General features: G+C 66.0%; 15 protein-coding genes. 7 read left to right on the forward strand and 8 right to left on the reverse strand.

All coding sequences use genetic code 11. From position 1 onward, the window contains the following. Positions 1 to 124 precede the first annotated feature (124 nt). A complete protein-coding gene (locus EV641_RS27705) occupies positions 125 to 1,069 on the reverse strand; it encodes a LysR family transcriptional regulator (RefSeq protein ID WP_132476551.1) in 945 nt (314 codons plus the stop codon). Between the two features lie 150 nt (positions 1,070 to 1,219). Between EV641_RS27705 and EV641_RS27710 the strand changes: the two genes are divergently transcribed. After that, complete coding sequence (locus EV641_RS27710) at positions 1,220 to 2,458, forward strand: Glu/Leu/Phe/Val dehydrogenase dimerization domain-containing protein (protein ID WP_054716612.1); 1,239 nt, start codon at positions 1,220 to 1,222, stop codon at positions 2,456 to 2,458. A gap of 91 nt (positions 2,459 to 2,549) precedes the next feature. Here the strand turns inward: EV641_RS27710 and EV641_RS27715 are convergent, their stop codons facing one another. Together EV641_RS27715 and EV641_RS27720 are read right to left on the reverse strand one after the other, a co-directional pair. Beyond that, positions 2,550 to 3,263 (reverse strand): hypothetical protein, encoded by a 714-nt coding sequence (locus tag EV641_RS27715; protein ID WP_054716615.1) that lies wholly within the window; start codon positions 3,261 to 3,263, stop codon positions 2,550 to 2,552. 298 nt (positions 3,264 to 3,561) lie between these two features. Continuing rightward, entirely contained in the window at positions 3,562 to 3,768 is a 207-nt protein-coding gene (locus EV641_RS27720) for a hypothetical protein (protein ID WP_054716626.1), read from the reverse strand. A gap of 26 nt (positions 3,769 to 3,794) precedes the next feature. Here EV641_RS27720 and EV641_RS27725 point away from each other — a divergent pair, with 26 nt between their 5' ends. Then, positions 3,795 to 4,337 carry a CGNR zinc finger domain-containing protein gene (locus EV641_RS27725; protein ID WP_054716621.1) on the forward strand — a complete coding sequence of 181 codons (543 nt, stop codon included), beginning with the start codon at positions 3,795 to 3,797 and terminating at the stop codon, positions 4,335 to 4,337. A gap of 12 nt (positions 4,338 to 4,349) precedes the next feature. On the opposite strand, the gene EV641_RS27730 is transcribed toward EV641_RS27725, so the two are convergent. Further along, positions 4,350 to 4,814: an SRPBCC family protein gene (locus EV641_RS27730; RefSeq protein WP_132476554.1), complete on the reverse strand. Its 465-nt coding sequence runs from the start codon at positions 4,812 to 4,814 to the stop codon at positions 4,350 to 4,352. Between the two features lie 57 nt (positions 4,815 to 4,871). On the opposite strand from EV641_RS27730, the gene EV641_RS27735 reads away from it, so the two are divergent. After that, entirely contained in the window at positions 4,872 to 5,357 is a 486-nt protein-coding gene (locus tag EV641_RS27735; protein WP_132476557.1) for a hotdog fold domain-containing protein, read from the forward strand. 209 nt (positions 5,358 to 5,566) lie between these two features. After that, a complete protein-coding gene (locus tag EV641_RS27740) occupies positions 5,567 to 6,211 on the forward strand; it encodes an MBL fold metallo-hydrolase (protein ID WP_054716623.1) in 645 nt (214 codons plus the stop codon). 5 nt (positions 6,212 to 6,216) lie between these two features. On the opposite strand, the gene EV641_RS27745 is transcribed toward EV641_RS27740, so the two are convergent. The 3 genes from EV641_RS27745 to EV641_RS27755 are packed head-to-tail and all read right to left on the reverse strand — an operon-like array spanning position 6,217 to position 9,341. Further along, positions 6,217 to 7,119, reverse strand: coding sequence for a macrolide 2'-phosphotransferase (locus EV641_RS27745; protein ID WP_132476560.1), 903 nt, complete (start codon positions 7,117 to 7,119; stop codon positions 6,217 to 6,219). 42 nt (positions 7,120 to 7,161) lie between these two features. Further along, the gene (locus tag EV641_RS27750) at positions 7,162 to 8,691 is read right to left on the reverse strand and encodes a glycerol-3-phosphate dehydrogenase/oxidase (protein ID WP_132476628.1); all 1,530 of its coding nucleotides are present in this window, start codon (positions 8,689 to 8,691) and stop codon (positions 7,162 to 7,164) included. Between the two features lie 2 nt (positions 8,692 to 8,693). Next, positions 8,694 to 9,341: a TetR/AcrR family transcriptional regulator gene (locus EV641_RS27755; protein ID WP_132476563.1), complete on the reverse strand. Its 648-nt coding sequence runs from the start codon at positions 9,339 to 9,341 to the stop codon at positions 8,694 to 8,696. 17 nt (positions 9,342 to 9,358) lie between these two features. Here EV641_RS27755 and EV641_RS27760 point away from each other — a divergent pair, with 17 nt between their 5' ends. Continuing rightward, positions 9,359 to 10,981, forward strand: a complete 1,623-nt coding sequence (locus EV641_RS27760) for an FAD-binding oxidoreductase (RefSeq protein ID WP_132476566.1) — start codon at positions 9,359 to 9,361, stop codon at positions 10,979 to 10,981. 11 nt (positions 10,982 to 10,992) lie between these two features. Further along, positions 10,993 to 11,874: a diacylglycerol kinase gene (locus EV641_RS27765; protein ID WP_132476630.1), complete on the forward strand. Its 882-nt coding sequence runs from the start codon at positions 10,993 to 10,995 to the stop codon at positions 11,872 to 11,874. 51 nt (positions 11,875 to 11,925) lie between these two features. On the opposite strand, the gene EV641_RS27770 is transcribed toward EV641_RS27765, so the two are convergent. Then, entirely contained in the window at positions 11,926 to 15,060 is a 3,135-nt protein-coding gene (locus EV641_RS27770; RefSeq protein WP_132476569.1) for a cytochrome P450, read from the reverse strand. A gap of 82 nt (positions 15,061 to 15,142) precedes the next feature. On the opposite strand from EV641_RS27770, the gene EV641_RS27775 reads away from it, so the two are divergent. Further along, entirely contained in the window at positions 15,143 to 15,700 is a 558-nt protein-coding gene (locus EV641_RS27775) for a TetR-like C-terminal domain-containing protein (protein ID WP_158289228.1), read from the forward strand. Positions 15,701 to 15,766 lie beyond the last annotated feature (66 nt).

Raw genomic sequence — 15,766 nt, forward strand, 5'->3', positions numbered from 1 at the left:
GTACGCGGCTGCCCGTGTCTCCCACGGAATCCTTCTCGCCACGACTGCACCCCTTCATCCAGGGGTGTTGCATTGGCCTTCTGAATCCAAGCCGGGGACCGACGACGAAAACTGCACAACGGATTCACTCGTGTGTGATCGACGGTTCCTCGGACGGTGACGATACCGCGAGTCCCTGCGCGGCCGCGGCGGTGCGGACCGCGTCGATCACCAACTGCAGCGGCCGTCGTTGTGCGTCGGCGCCGCGATGGGCGATGGAGATCGTGCGCATCAGCGGGTCGGTCAGCGCGACCACTTCTATCCCGGGTGGAGGCAGGGTCAGCCCGAGGTCGGAGACGAGGGTGACGCCCAGGCCCGCAGCGACCATCGCGAGTGCCGTCGCCTGCTCGCCGACCTCGTGGTTGATCCTGGGCTCGAACCCGGAGCGTTGACACGCCATGCGCACCGCTCGGCCGAAATGTGAGGTGGGTCCGGCCAGCACCCACGGATGCTCGGCGAGATCCGCCAACGTCATGGTCTCGGCCGGTGCCGTCCCGGGAGGCATCACGGCGTGCAATCGCTCCACCGCGATGACCACCCGGGTCAACGCGGGATCCCACGGCATCGGATAGTTGGAGTAATCGATCACGAACGAGAAATCCAACGTCCCGACCTGGACGGCACCCGCGGTGTCCTCCGGCGCGAGCTCCTTCGTGCGGACCTCGATGCCGGGATGCTCGACCGCGAGCAACGTCAGCGCCTTCGGCAGCAGACTCGACGCGACCGACGCCCACACGCCCCCGAGCAATCGTGCGGTGACTCCGTCCTGGGTGCGTTCGAGAGCGGTCGTGGCGCGTTCCACCGAGCGGAGGATCTCCTCGGCGTGTTCGGCGAGGACGAGGCCGGCGTCGGTGAGCTGCACCCGGCGGCCATGTCGCACGAAAAGAGTTGCGCCGACGTCTCGTTCGAGTAACGCGAGCTGTTGGGAGACGGCCGAGGTGGTGTAATGCAATGCCGCGGCAGCCGCGGTCACGGTGCCTCGGCGATGTAATTCCCGAAGCATCCGTAGCCGGCGCAGGGACAGCTCCATACCGCCAGGGTAAGGGCTGTGTAGGAACCGTGAACGCAATCATTCATGTTTCGTAACTGGACGCGGGGTCGTGGATGAATGCACGCTGGCGTTGTCAGCCGATTACTCGTGGCGACGAAAATTTACTGCGGATGATTGGGGTGGCTCACTATGACCTCGACGATGGAGCGTGCGTTCGGGCAAGGACCGGACAACAGAGAACAAGGTCCCCGTGAGCCTCTCTTGAGAATGACCTGGACCGACCCGGTCACCGGAGCGCACGGCTATCTCGTCGTGCACACCTCGGTGTCCGGGCTTTCCACCGGCGGCACCCGAATGAGGGCGGGTTGCACGGTGTCGGAGGTCGAGGATCTGGCCCGCGGGATGGCGGCGAAGACCGCAGTGTTCGACCTGCCGGTCGGCGGCGCGAAGGGTGGCATCGACTTCGACCCGAAGGATCCCCGTGCGGTCGGTGTCCTGGAGCGGTTCTGCCACGCGATGCGTCCGTGGCTGGACACACATTGGGTCACCGCGGAGGATCTGGGGGTGCCTCAGCATCTGATCGACGACGTCTTCGCGCGGCTCGGACTCCAGCAGTCCTACCACGCGGCGATCGGGCGCGCCCCGGATCCGGAACGGACGCTGCAGCGCGTCCGGACGGCGCTGAACGCGCCGGTGACCGGCGGTTTCCTGCTAGGAGATGTGGTCGGTGGGTACGGCGTCGCGCAGGCGTGCATCGGCACCATGCACGCGCACGAATGGGCATTGGCCGACACGACCGTCGCCATCCAGGGCATCGGCACCATGGGAGGTGGTGCCGCATGGTATCTGCATGAGGCCGGCGTTCGCGTGATCGCTGTCGCCGATGCCGCAGGCACGCTGTACTGTGCCGACGGACTCGACATTCCGGCTCTACTGGAAATGCGTGACGCCTACGGGGAGATCGACCGCACGCGGGTCCCGGCGCACGTTCAACAGTTGCCGCGCGCGGCCGTGGTCGGTGTCGCGGCAGACATCTTCGTCCCCGCCGCGATCTCGTATGCGATCACGACGGACAACGTCGACCAGGTCGCTGCGAAGGTTGTGGTCGAGGCCGCGAATGCTGCGACGACCCCGGAGGCCGAGGTGGCACTGATCGGCCGAGGTATTCCGGTGGTTCCGGATTTCGTTGCCAATGCTGGGGCTGTCGCCTGGGCGTGGTGGGTGCTGCTCGGTCAGGTCGGCGACGATCCGGAGGATTCGTTCCTGCGGTTGCGTACCGAGATGCTGGCCAAGGTCGCGCTGCTGGTCGAGCGATGGTTGCTCGATCGGGTGCCGCCGCGACAGACCGCGGACGAGTTGGTCGCTGCTCACCACCGTGCGTCGGCGCTGGTGGATCCTGGTGCGGTGCCGGTACTGGTGATTCCGTAAACGTTCCTTCCGCCGTGCGGGTTTCCTCACGAACATGACCATCGGAAACCCGCACGACGCGAGGAAAGTCTTTCTCGTACCTGACAGGTCGTCATCGCGGATCGGTGCTCCGAGTGCACACGAGCATCGCGTTGGCACCGGCTTGGAACTCGTAATCGACGCTACGAATGTCAGTGGTGATGCCATCGTCGGCGAGACGCTGTCGCAGGGCGTCGAGATGCGGATACTCGGTCTGATCCAGAGTGACGAGAGGGAAGATGCGCACCTCGGCGGCGGCGACCCTCATGAGTTCACACACAGCATCGTGGTGGAACGACAGATCGAGCCGATCCGCGTAGCTGAACAGCAGGTGAGAGCTGAGCACCAAGTCGAACGCTTTGTCGTCGAACGGCAATCGGGGGAGTCCGCCTGCGATGTAGCGCTCGGGATGTGCGCGGCGGTCGTCCGAGAACCGACGGCCGGCTTCGCTGCGTGAGAAGGCGTGATCGTCCGGATCTGAGAAGAATGTCCATACATAATCGTCCGCATGACTGCGGCAGTACCGGTTGCCCCGATCGGATTCCCGCTGAGCCATAGTTGCCAGGTCAATGGTCGTGTACTGCCCATAGACCGGATCACACGCGGCGACGTCGCCGCCGGCGGCACACACTTCGGCAGTGAAACTTGCAGTACCGCCGGGACAGTCGAGGGTCCGTCGACGCAGGTCGTCTTCGGTGAGGGTGAACATCGTTCGGTACTCCGCCAGTGACCGTGAACTGACGAGGATGTCGCCGATCGTGGTGGGTGGATCGGATTCTGTCGGCATCGAAGGCTCCATCGAATCGGGGCCGCCTGCACTGACGTCGTCGTCCGCCTCTCAGAGCCGAGCCGCCAGCGGAAGGCGACTCGGGACACGTGTAATGGTCACGACCGCCGGAGCGGCCGCCACCAGGTACGCGCAGTGGACAACATACGGATACCGTAGCGGAAGCGGCCTTCGATTGCGGAGCCGGAACTGAGCGTCCCACCGGTTGCGGGGTTTCCGAGGGTCGCGTGTGGGAAAACCCACACGGCGGGAGGGAAGTTCACGATGTATGTCTTGGCTGTCGCCTCGCCCGACACTCTCAAATGAGATCTTTGCTCAGTGCTGCCGGTGGAACCTGCGTGTGATGTTGGAGATCGACACGCCGCGCGCCGCACGCGTCGCAGAGGACGTAGAGCACTCGACCCATCGACGTAGAGTGACTCGACTCGACTGCCCATCCGTGTTCGTGGGTGCGGCTCTGCGTATCGACGGACGTGGGATCGTTGTAGATTTCCCGTGTGATCATGCCTACCACCATGATGTAATGCCGTTATGCATCTCAACCCTTACGGCGAGTATGCAGTCGTCCTCGCCGCGTCACTGGCCAATGACTGGCCCGCCACGCGCGCTGAGATCGAGGCGCGAACCCGGGACGTCGGGATGACGATGAAATTCGACGAGGCGCCGGACGACCATGCACTCACCCGGATGGTCATCGACGAGTGGTTGACCGTGGTCGACGCGTCCGACCCGCAGGAACGCGCACGCCTGCTCAATGCGCAGATGGCGAGTGCTTCGGCGTATCCGCGGCTGACCGATCACGACGGCGAGGGGTGGCATCTGCACTACCGCGCCGAAGAGAAATCGTTACCCGACGTGCTCCGATCCGTCATCAGCGTCGGTACAGCGCTGCATCTCACCACCCGCGGGATGCACCGTCTCGGACGGTGCGCCGCGGGCCGGGTTCCGGGCGATCCGTGCTCGGCCGTCGTCGTCGACATCACCCGCAACGGTCGTCAGCGGTACTGCTCTGTGCGCTGCGCGAACCGCGATGCCGTCCGTCGACACCGGGCGAAGGCCGAACCCGGTCGCTGAGTCGAGGCAGAATCAGGAACGAGTCGCCTCGGCGAGTTCGGCGAGTCGGTCCACTGAGGCCGCAAGCTTGTCCGATGTGGTGGCACGTGCGCGTTCGAGCCGCGACTCGTCGGTCAGTTCGGTCCAGTCGTAGGTGTGCGTGACGCGGACGTGATTCTCGTCGACCGGGTCGAGCTCCCAGCGCCACAGGTGTCCGGGTGGGCGCCCGCCCTGCGGTGACGGCCGCCAGGCGATCAGACGGCCTTCCTCGTACTCCACGACGTGATTGTCCCGGATCTTGCCGTTGTTGAGGGTCATGGTGAACACGTCGCCGACCGCCTGCACTCGTTGGCCGGGTGCTGCCTGGGCGAGGTTGTCGTTGCCGTCCCAGCGTGGCTGCTGCGTCGGGTCGGCGATCAGTTCGAATACAACTTCGGGCCGGGCCACGATGACTCGGCCGGCGCTGACGACGGTGGCGATGTCGTTGTCCTCGGTCATGGTTCGATCCAACCACAGCCGCCTCGCCCCGTTCTTACTTCGGAGTAAGGTAACGGCATGGAATCTGCCCTGACATCGACATATCGAAGCTGGTTGAAGCTGCCCCGCAATGCCGTGGGTTCCGCGCTCTTCTCGGTAGGCATGTGCGTGCGCGTGCCTTTCTTCGCAACGGTGCTGCCCCGCGTCACTCAGCTCGAGCCTGGCCGCTGCGAGGTGCGAGCCCCGAAATGGTGGGGCGTCCACAACCATCTCGGTACCTTCCATGCAATCGCCGCGTGCAACCTCGCCGAAGCGGCCATGGGGATGCTCGCCGAGGCGACAGTGCCCTCGACGCATCGATGGATTCCGAAGGCGATGTCCACCCAGTACCTCGCCAAGGCAGAATCCGGTCTTCGCGCGGTGGCCGAACTCGGCTCGCTCCCGGACTTCGCATCGGTTCCCGAAGGTCTGGAACTGGTTGTCCCGGTGTGTGTCTACGACACTGCCGGAACCGAGGTCGTGCACGCGGACATCACGATCTGGGTCACTCCCCGCGGGCAGTGAGACTGGGCCGCATCTGGCTGTCCGGAATTCGACGACGGGGACAAGGTTCGCGCGCGCGTGTCGGCTTCCTGCTCCCGCGATTGCGCGCGCGGCAACACCAGGGTGGTTGCGGGAAATGGAATGCTCACATCCATGGGCCTTGACCTCGAGTGGACTCGAGGTTGCACCGTGGAGTTGTGGTTCAACACTGACAACGAGGAGCAACAACGATGCGTCAAGTACTGCCTGACCTGTGGGAAACACAACAAGACAATCCGTTCCCCGGCCTGACTACCCATGCCTACCTGTGGACCGGAAACACCAACGTGCTGTTCTACTCGGTCGCCGGCGAGGCCGACTTCGCCGCATTGGAACGACGAGGCGGATTCACTGATCAGTATCTGTCTCATCAGGACGAAGCGGGGCCGATGCTCGGAAGGATCACCGACCGGTTCGGTGCGAAGTTGCATGCACCCGCTGCCGAGGCCGACGCGATCGGCCGGCACGCACGCATCGACGTCCCGCTGGTGGAGCGGCACACCGATCACAATGGAGTGGAAGTGATTCCGACACCCGGGCACACCATCGGCAGTGTCTGCTATCTCGTTCCGGGCGCGGACGGAGCCCGCTACCTGTTCACCGGCGACACTCTGTTCGTCGGTGCGTCAGGAGAGTGGACGGCCGGCTACATCGAAAGCTTCAGCGACGCCCGTACCCTGGCCGACAGTCTGCGGCTGTTGGGCACGCTGACACCGGATGTGGTGATCTCCAGTGCTTTCCCCAGTGAGTCGGCGGTGCACAGAATCGACTCACAGCAATGGACTGCCCACGTCGACCAGGCCCTGGCCGGGCTGTCTGGTGCCGTGACGCGCTGAGGTTGTCAGACCGGGTTGAGCATGGCGGCTGCTGTGGTGAGGTCGGCTTCTGCTTGGGTGGTCAGGGCGTAGAGGGCGTATCCGATGGGGGAGGCGTCCCACAGATGTGCGGCCTGGGCTGCGAGCCCGGGGTACGTGCGCCCTCCGGCAGCAGCGTAGGAGTCGATGGTGGCGTGCAGCATCTCCTCACCGACGGCGCCGTACTGGGCGGACATGTCGCGGGCCGGGTCGTCGACACGGGCGGTGGTCCAGTCGAGGATCCCGGTGATCGCGCCGTTCTCGCCGAGCAGGACATGCGCGGGGTAGATCTCACCGTGTGTCATGACTGTCTCTTCCGGCCAGCAGCTCTCGTCCTCGAGCCAGGTCTGCCATGCCCGGCTCAGGGACGGGGCGACGGTGAAAGCCGCACTCACTCGCTCGATGTCGTCTCGCCATGACTGGCGTACCTGGGCGGGGCTGCGTACCTCGACGCCCGCGGCTTCTGCCTGCTGCGCGCCGATGGAGTGCAGGCGGGCCAATAGGTGTCCCAGGCGCCGGGCGTAGTCGGGGCTGGCAGGGTCCATGTGCCAGACAGGTTCTCCGGTGTCGGTGAGGGTCAATCCGGGCGCGCCGGGTAAGGCAGGATAGGCGATCAGCTCCGGGGCGCGGATCTGCCAGTGTGGGACGGCGATACCGGCCTCTGCCAGGACGGGGGAGACCAGGTCGAGGATGCGCATTTCGGTGGCCATGCCCGCAGAGACGTCGTCGCGGCGTGGTACGCGCAGTACCCAGCGTTGCCCCGTGTCGTCGGAAGCCATGACTACGCGGTAGTCCAGGCCGGCTTCGTTCACTGTGGCGTCCTCCACGGACAGGTGCACGCCGTGCGCAGCGGCGAGCGAGATGGCGTCGGAGGCGGCGAAGGAGGTCATGCCCCTCACGATTTCACCTATGTGAAGGCGCGGTCCAACGGTTTACTCGAATACGGTCGAGACCGCGTTTTCGGCGAGCGTCCGCTCTCTCGGCACCAACCCGATGCGAGTGCGACGATCGAGCACGTCGTCGACGTCGAGCGCACCTTCGTGGCTCACAGCGAACTCCACTTCCGCTCTCGTGATGTCGATTCCGGGTGCAATGGGCTCCATCCGGGTGAGATCGGCCGCAAGCAGCGCCGCCTCGGTTCCGTATCGCTGCACCAGTGAATGCGGCGCCGTCAGCATGCCGAGCACTGCGGAGTTCGCAGCGCCGACCACCGGCAGTTGCCGGGTGCGGCACTGCCGCGCAGTCAGGCCGGCCACTTCGATGGCCGCGTCGACGGCGTCCTCGGCCATCTTTCGGTAGGTGGTGAGCTTGCCGCCGACGATGCCGATCGGCCCGCCCTCCGTCCTGATGACCGCGTGTTTGCGCGACAGGTCGGCTGTCGAACCCCCGGTGTCGGACGCGGTGGTGTCGAGCAGTGGGCGTAATCCGGCGAATGTTCCCAGCACGTCGTCGCGCGTCAGTGGTGTCGCGAGTGCCGTATTGACCGTGTCGAGCAGGAAACCGATCTCACCGTCGCTGGCCTGGGGCACGTCCGGCAGCTCACCAGGCGCTTCCTCGTCGGTCAATCCGAGGTAGACGCGGCCGAGTTGGGCAGGTAGGGCGAACACGAACCGGTTGCGCTCGCCCGGGATCGGCACTGTGAGCGCGGCGGTCGGGTTCCCGAGCGTCGCCGCATCGAGCACGAGGTGGGTACCGCGGCTGGGTCGCAACCGGATGGTGGGATCGACACGACCGGCCCACACCCCGGCGGCATTCACGACGGCGCGGGCACGGACATCCAGGTCCGTGCCGGTGAGGGTGTCGTGGAGGGTGGCGCCGTCGCCGGTGACATCGCGGGCTTCGACGCGGGTGAGGATCCGCGCCCCGTACGCGGCGGCCGTGCGGGCGAGAGCGACGACGAACCGGGCGTCGTCGACGAGCTGACCGTCGTAGGCGAGGAGGCCACCGCGTAGCCCGGCCCTTCGAACGGCCGGGGCGAGCGCTGCGGTACGTGTCGCGTCGAGGCGCCGGGATCGCGGAAGAACGGTGGCCGGTGTTGCTGCGCTGGCGCGCAGCGCGTCTCCGGCGAGGAAGCCGGCGCGGACCAGCGCGGCTTCGGCGGCGCCCACGGACGGCAGGAGCGGCACGAGTTGAGGAAGAGGTCGGACGAGATGAGGCGCGGTACGCATCATGATGATGTTGCGCTCGACGGCGCTCTCACGGGCAATGCCGATGTTTCCCGAGGCGAGGTAACGCAATCCGCCGTGTACGAGTTTCGAGCTCCAGCGACTGGTGCCGAACGCGAGATCGTGGCGTTCGGCGAGCACGACGCTCAACCCTCGGCTGGCGGCATCGAGAGCGACACCTGCGCCGGTGACGCCACCGCCGATGACGAGGAGGTCGACGACGGTGTGCTCGCCGAGTTCCTCGAGCTCGCGGGTGCGGCGGGTGGCGTTCAGGGCGCTCGACCCGGTGGGGGTCATCATCAGTGCCTTTCGGTGGGGGCGAGGTAGGAATCGATGGCATGGCCGAGCTCGTCGAGTAGGGCTCGGTGGTCGACGATTTCGCTGATCATGCGGACGGATTGCACCGTCGATTGCGCGGTGAGCAGGATGAACGCTGCGAGCGCGTGCGGATTGCCGGCGCGGATGGAGCCATCGCTCTGGCCCTGTTCGATGGCAGTGACGAGGACATCGAGGATGACGCGCTGGCTGGTGCCGAGGCGGTCGACGATGTACGTGATGAACACTTCCGGATCGGTGCGCAACACCTTCTCGAAGATCGGGTGCGCGCCGATGTCGTAGGCGGCGGCGACGACCGCCGACACCAGAAGCGTGCGGGTGGGCCCGACACCGCGTGTGTCGGGAAGCGCGGCACGGATTTCCCTGGTGAGCAGGTCGGCGAGGACCGAGTCCGTATCTGGCCATCGACGGTAGACGGTAGGTCGGCTGACGCCTGCGCGTCGAGCGATCTCGGCGAGGGTGGTGCGTCGTAATCCGAAGTCGACCAGGCAGGAGCGGGCAGCGTCGAGAATTTTGTCCTCGATGCTGTCGCCGGGTCGCTCGGAATCGGGTGACAGCGGGTGCTGCGGGGACACCGCATCACCGAATGTGTCGTTACGAACTGGCTTCATGTGTAAAACTGTAACGCATGACTGAGAGTTTTAGTCCCCAACGACCCGATCAGCTCGCTCCGGAGATGGAGTGGGACGCATGGGGGACGGCCGAACATCGAACCGAACTGGGCCCCGAGGTGCACACCCTGCTCGAGCAGGCACTCGGAGTCCACCGCCAGCGGGCCCCGCTCGCCGAATCCGACGTCCGACTCGCCCCTACCCGACTCGCCCCGGAGTATCGAGCCGAGCTCGTTCGCCTCCTCGGTGCCGAGCACGTCCTCGACGACGACGCCACGCGCCTCCGTCGCGCCGGCGGCAAAAGCACTCTGGACCTGTTGCATCGGCAGGGCTCTGATCCGCAGGCGGCGCCGGACGCGGTGGTTCTGCCCGCCGATCACGGCGAGGTCCTAGGCCTCCTCGAATACTGTGCAGCACAGTCGATTGCGGTTGTCCCATTCGGCGGAGGTACCAGTGTCGTCGGGGGAGTCGATCCTGATTCCGGCCGCTTGTCCGCAGTGATCGCTGTGGATCTCCGCCGATTGAACGCACTCACCGACCTCGACCCCATCTCACGTATCGCCACCGTGCAGGCCGGTGCCACCGGGCCTCAGGCCGAAGAGTTGCTCGGCAGCCACGGATTCTCGCTCGGCCACTACCCTCAGAGTTTTCGGCACGCAACCATCGGCGGGTTCGCAGCCACTCGGTCTTCCGGTCAGGCCTCTGCTGGATACGGGAGGTTCGACGACCTGGTCGAACACATGACGGTGGCCACACCACGCGGCGCCATCCGGGTCGGTCACCCGCCGGCCTCCGCAGCCGGCCCGGATCTGCGACAACTCTTCCTCGGCTCCGAGGGGACTTTCGGAATCATCACCGAGGTCGGTGTACGCATCCATCCCATTCCCGCCGTGGTCGAGCACCGGGCATGGAGCTTCCCGGATTTCACTACCGGCGCGGACGCACTTCGAACTCTCGTCCAGGGCGGCCTGCCGCCGACCGTGCTCCGGCTCTCGGACGAGGCCGAAACCGGCCTCAACCTCGCACTGCACAAGGACATCGGGCGCACATCTCCTGGCGGATGTCTCGCGGTGACCACCATCGAGGGCGACGAGCGATACGTGCGCGACCGTGCGGCGGCAGTGCAGGAAATCCTCAGCGCAGCAGGAGGGGTCGACCTCGGAGCGGAGCCTGCTCGCCAATGGGAACACGGACGATTCGGCGCACCACACCTGAGGGACGCGCTGCTACAGGCGGGTGCCCTCGCGGAGACGCTCGAAACCGCGACCACCTGGTCGAATTTGTCGCGGCTGCGTGCAGCGGTGACCGAGGCGCTCACCGCCACACTCCGCGAGGGCGGCACGCCACCGCTGGTGATGTGCCACATCTCGCACACGTATCCGGCCGGCGCGTCACTGTATTTCACAATCGTGTGCGCGCAGACCGAAGACACGGTGGCGCAATGGACCGCGGCGAAGCAGGCGGCCACCGCGGCGATGGTCGCTGCCGGCGGAACCATCACCCATCATCACGCCGTCGGACGAGACCACCTGCCGTGGATGACGGACGAGATAGGGGACTGCGGCGTGGAAGTGCTCCGTGCCATCAAGAACACTCTCGATCCGCACCACATCCTCAATCCCGGAAAGCTGATCCCGTGACTGCCGGATCGATTGTCGTGCTGAGCAATCCGGCTGCCGACAAGGATGCTCATCACACGCTCGCGGTCGCCAGCGCGCGACTACGCGAACACGGGCTGCGCATCGCCCACATCGCCGCCGATTCCGTCGAGGAATCGATCGCACTCACCCGCCACGCAGTCGAGGACGGCATCGACGCGGTCGTCGCTGTCGGCGGCGACGGCATCGTCTGGCAGGCATGGCAGGCAGCCGCCACCACCGGCACGCCCGTCGGGATCGTCCCTGCCGGAACGGGAAACGATCTCGCCCGCGTCCTCGGCATTCCCGACGACCCGGCAGCAGCAGCCGATGTGGTCGCCACGGGCCGGCGACGAACCATCGATCTGGGCCGAGTTTCCTCGACCGAGGGGCCGGCCCAGTGGTTCGGCACTGTGCTCGCGGGAGGATTCGACGCTCTCGTCACCGATCGCGCCAACCGCATGAAGTGGCCGCGCGGCCGACTGAGGTACAACGCCGCCACAGTCGTCGAACTGGTGAACCTGCGACTGCTCCCGTACCGGATCACCTTCGACGACGAACCGGCCATCGAACTCGACGCAACATTGGTGGCCGTAGGCAACGCCTCCACTTACGGGGGCGGCATGCGAATCGCACCGGGTGCGCTGCTCGACGACGGTCTGCTCGACGTGGTGGTCGCCACCTCGGCGAACCGTTCTCGCCTCCTGCGCCTGTTCCCGACCGTATACCGGGGTACCCACGTCGACCTGCCCGAGGTGATGGTGCGCCGCGCACGACGGGTGCGGCTCGAGTGCCCGGGCATCACCGTCTACGCCGACGGAGAACCCCTCCGATCGCTGCCGGTCGACGTGGAGGCGGTGCGCGGCGCCGGGACAGTGCTGGTGCCGGCTGTTTGACGCGACAGAGCACCGATATCGGTACGGGCACTACCCTTCGAGACTCCTATCTCAAGCGAAGATGTCCTGGTGGAAGCGGCCTTCGGACTCGAGACGGCGTAGCGCGGTCTCGCCGTCGGCGCCGGTCCGTCCGGTAAGGATCTGTGCAAGTGCCCGTCGTACGGCCGGCGCCATGTGCAGCCCGTCTCCGCACACGTAGATGTGTGCTCCTCGCTCGAGCAGTTCCCGGATTCGGTCGGCTTCGGTGACGAGGGCCTGCTGGACGAATCGGTCCGGGTGGTCGGGCAGCGCGGAGTACGCCGTGTGCACCCGCACCAGACCGGCTGCATGCCACGTGTCGAGATCGTCGGCGTAGAGACGGTCGTGCTCGGGGTGGCGACATCCGGTGAAGAGCTCGACCGGTCCTGTGGACGCGGTGTTGGCCCGTTCTTCCAGGAATCCTCTCAAGGGGGCGATGCCGGTACCCGGCCCGATCAGGATGACCGGTGTGTCCGGGTCGTCGGGCAGTCGGAAAGCCGGTACGGGGGTGCGAACGTGGCCGTAGAAGACGTCGCCCGGGGCGAGGTCGGCCAGGTAGGCAGAGCAGGTTCCGCGATACCGGCCGGAACCCGACCATGAGGGCCCGTCGACGAGCCCGACCGTGAGCCGGACATGTTTCGGTGAAGCCAGGGGCGAAGACGAGATGGAGTAGTAGCGCGGCCGGATCGGGCCCGCTGTCTCCAGGAAGACCGCCAGTGGCAGCGTGATCGCGGTGAACCGTTCGAGCAGGTCGAGCACGCACACGCGTTTGGTCAGGATCTCCTCTGTGTAGGAGTCTGCGAGCGTTGCGAGTTGTCGGAGTGTGTCCGGGCAGCGGGTGTGGGCGGCGAGCGTTTCGAGGTCGGCGCGGGTGGCCGGCTCCTGCAGTTCGGAGAATTCGGTCAGCAGCAGTGCGGATGTGACCGGCGTGTCCACGGGGAGATGTGTGGTTCCTCGGGTGCGCAGCCGGATGACCTGGTTGTGGGAGGTTCGGAGCAGGTGCAGTGCCCGTCGGACCTGTTCGGGTTCGTTCCTGGCGAAGACGGCGAGGTGGTCGCCGGCGGCATAGGGAACGTCGTCGGGAAGTTCGGCCACGATCGAACGAACGCCGGGGCGGGGAGCTTCGAGGCTGAAGTCCCACAGTCCGGACGGATCGCCGGTGAGTTCCCGGTTCTCGACCACAGTCAGCGGGACGGCGGTCGCGGAGAGCACGTCGGGTCGAATGTCGGCTTCGGTGAGGACTTCCATGCGGTAGCGGGAACCGCGGTCCGCAGCGGTCGCGCCGTACGCCGCAGCCAACGTTTTCCACAGAGCCGAGGTCCATGCGCTGACACCACCGTCGAAGTCGCCGGCTGCATCGGCCTCGCCACGGTCGATCAGTGGAACCGCCCCGGCTGCGGTGAGTTTCGCGTAGGCGCGACGGGGAAAGGCCTGGTAGGTGGGCCATTGCGTGTCGCCGCACCCCAGCAGCGCCAATCGCACTCCCTCCAGCGACGGCATCTCGTCGAGGGAGTCGAAGAGTTGGGCGTTGTCGGGTGCTCGCCCGTTGTAGCTGGACGTGATCACTGCGAGCATCCCATCTCGAGGTGGCTCCGCGGCGAGTTCGTCGAGGGTCGTCAGGTGCACCGCGAAGCCGGATCGTCCGGCCCGCTCGGCGAGCCGTTCGGCGATGTCGGTACAGGTGCCCAGATTGGATCCGTAGGCGACAGTGAGTGCGGTGCCGGCGGTCACCGCGCCGACGGGTTCCTCATGGGTCTTCGGGTCGGTGGCCGGGGCGGGCATGGTTGCCCGCTCGTGGGGACGACGTTCGCGGACACGGATGGTGAAACCCTCGGGCTTGAGGGTGAGTGTCTGCTTCACCTGCATTCGGTAGGCGTGGGGATCGCTGATCGCGAATTTCTGCAGGATCATCGCGAGGGCCAGGCGTGCTTCGGTGAGGGCGAACTGGCGCCCGATGCAGGCACGTTCACCGTTCCCGAACGGTTTGTACCCGGCACGATGGTGCTCGTCCCTGCGCTCGGGGAGCCATCTGTCGATGTCGAATTCGTCGGGGCGGTCCCACGCCTTGGTGTGCCGATGCAGGGCGGGCAACAGCACGAAGATCTGTTGACCCGCGAGGACGCGGTATTGCCCGATCGTGGTATCGGCGAAAGGCTTGAGGATGATCCCAGGGATGGGCGACCAGATCCGCAGCGTCTCCTCGAGCACACGAGGGATCACGTCGAGTCTCATGATTGTCTCGTAGCTCGGAACGCTCCCGTCGGGAAGGAAGCGGTCCACCTCCCGATAGGCCTGCGCGAGCACATGGGGGTTGCGGAGCAGGTTGTACAGCGCGAAAGACAGCAATCCGCTGGTCGTTTCATGGCCTGCGATGAGGAATGTCAGCACTTGATTGCGTATGTTCTCCTCGGGCAACGGATCCCCGGTGCGGGGGTCTGCTGCTTCGAGCATCAGGCCGAGAAGGTCTGTCCCACCGTCATGACCGTGGCCGCGGCGCTGGTGTATGACGTCGTCCACCAACTCCTGCATGGCGTGGATGTCGGCCCGGTAGGCCTCTTCCCGCCGCGCACGCATGCGGGTGACCATCAGAGGCTGCCTGGCGCGAACCATGGCCTCGGTCAAGGCATTGCCCATTGCCTGTAGGAACGGGTGCAGTTGCGGGGAGGAGAAGGAGTCGAATCGGTATCCGAAGCCGGTGAGGGCGATGGTGTCCAGGGTCAGGCGGGTCATATCGTCTGCGACGGCAAGATCCTCGCTCTGCCGAGCCGCCCACGAGGTGGCCAGGGCTTCGGCGACCTCGAGCATCTGGGGGAAGTAGGTTTTCATGGATCGTTGCCCGAATGCGGGCATCAGGATTCGGTGGGCCTGGCCCCAGACCGGTTCGTTGCCGCGGGCGGTGAACAGGCCGTCGCCGGCGAAGTCGCGCACGATCGACAGTGGGGGCGCGACGCTCTTGTAGAACCGCGTCTCGTCGCAGACCTCGTCGACCAGGTCGGGGTCGTAGACGAACAGCGCCTGACGACCGAGGATATCCACCCGATAGATCCCTTCGGGGTGCTTGTCCGCTGCCTCGACCAGGAACTCCGTGGGCACATCGCCGGACAGTTGCAGGGCATTGCCGAGGAACGGCACCCCGCGCAGCGCGGGGATGGATCGGGTCGCAGTCATCGAGAGCTCCTTGTCGCCCGAGGCCGGTGACCGCTCACAGTCACCAGCCATACACTGTATGGCGATCGCTAGCATACGGCGTATGGCTGTGAGCGCGCATCGGGGCGCACCTCTTACCCCGGACGAGATCTATTCGACAGCTCTGCGCCTCGTCGATGCGGGCGGCGTGGAGGGCCTGTCCATGCGCAAGCTGGCAGTCGAACTGGACGTCAACCCGATGTCGCTCTATCACCATGTCGACAACAAGACCGCGCTACTCCAGAGAGTGTGCGCCCTGGTGGCCCTCCAACTGGACGTGCCCGAGGACGAGGCCCCCTGGGGGGAGCAGTTGCGTGCACTCGGCTACGCATGCCGCGCCAGCGCTCGCCGACACCCCTCCCTGTGGCTCTACGCGCTGTCGCACCCGGAAGTCACCGGAGGCGACCATCTCCTCTGGCGAGCGCTCGACCGGATCCTCTCCCGTGCCGGCGTCGACGAGGCCGAACTCGTCTACGCCCGCAAGACTCTGTTCGCCCTCCTGTCTGGGTTCATTCTCGGCGAGACGACCGGATCGTTGAACGAGCAAGGTGGAGCCGCGGATCCGGAGAGGACGTTCGAGGCCTTCCTCAACTTTGCTGTTGCGGGGCTCTCGGCATTCTGAATTCGGAGTCCGTGCTCATCACCGATGCCCGCTTCGCGACGCGTGCACGACGCGCGGCGTTCACGT

The sequence above is a fragment of the Rhodococcus sp. SMB37 genome, from assembly GCF_004345605.1.
In the GTDB taxonomy this organism is placed as follows: Bacteria; Actinomycetota; Actinomycetes; order Mycobacteriales; family Mycobacteriaceae; genus Rhodococcus.

Excerpts from the sequence above, each read along its gene's own strand:
- EV641_RS27745 (WP_132476560.1), bottom strand. The coding sequence starts at position 7,119 with ATGACCTCCTTCGCCGCCTCCGACGCCATCTCGCTCGCCGCTGCGCAC.
- EV641_RS27735 (WP_132476557.1), top strand. The coding sequence starts at position 4,872 with ATGGAATCTGCCCTGACATCGACATATCGAAGCTGGTTGAAGCTGCCC.
- EV641_RS27755 (WP_132476563.1), bottom strand. The coding sequence starts at position 9,341 with ATGAAGCCAGTTCGTAACGACACATTCGGTGATGCGGTGTCCCCGCAG.
- EV641_RS27725 (WP_054716621.1), top strand. The coding sequence starts at position 3,795 with ATGCATCTCAACCCTTACGGCGAGTATGCAGTCGTCCTCGCCGCGTCA.
- EV641_RS27710 (WP_054716612.1), top strand. The coding sequence starts at position 1,220 with ATGACCTCGACGATGGAGCGTGCGTTCGGGCAAGGACCGGACAACAGA.
- EV641_RS27775 (WP_158289228.1), top strand. The coding sequence starts at position 15,143 with ATGGCTGTGAGCGCGCATCGGGGCGCACCTCTTACCCCGGACGAGATC.
- EV641_RS27750 (WP_132476628.1), bottom strand. The coding sequence starts at position 8,691 with ATGACCCCCACCGGGTCGAGCGCCCTGAACGCCACCCGCCGCACCCGC.
- EV641_RS27730 (WP_132476554.1), bottom strand. The coding sequence starts at position 4,814 with ATGACCGAGGACAACGACATCGCCACCGTCGTCAGCGCCGGCCGAGTC.
- EV641_RS27770 (WP_132476569.1), bottom strand. The coding sequence starts at position 15,060 with ATGACTGCGACCCGATCCATCCCCGCGCTGCGCGGGGTGCCGTTCCTC.
- EV641_RS27740 (WP_054716623.1), top strand. The coding sequence starts at position 5,567 with ATGCGTCAAGTACTGCCTGACCTGTGGGAAACACAACAAGACAATCCG.
- EV641_RS27705 (WP_132476551.1), bottom strand. The coding sequence starts at position 1,069 with ATGGAGCTGTCCCTGCGCCGGCTACGGATGCTTCGGGAATTACATCGC.
- EV641_RS27720 (WP_054716626.1), bottom strand. The coding sequence starts at position 3,768 with ATGATCACACGGGAAATCTACAACGATCCCACGTCCGTCGATACGCAG.
- EV641_RS27715 (WP_054716615.1), bottom strand. The coding sequence starts at position 3,263 with ATGCCGACAGAATCCGATCCACCCACCACGATCGGCGACATCCTCGTC.
- EV641_RS27760 (WP_132476566.1), top strand. The coding sequence starts at position 9,359 with ATGACTGAGAGTTTTAGTCCCCAACGACCCGATCAGCTCGCTCCGGAG.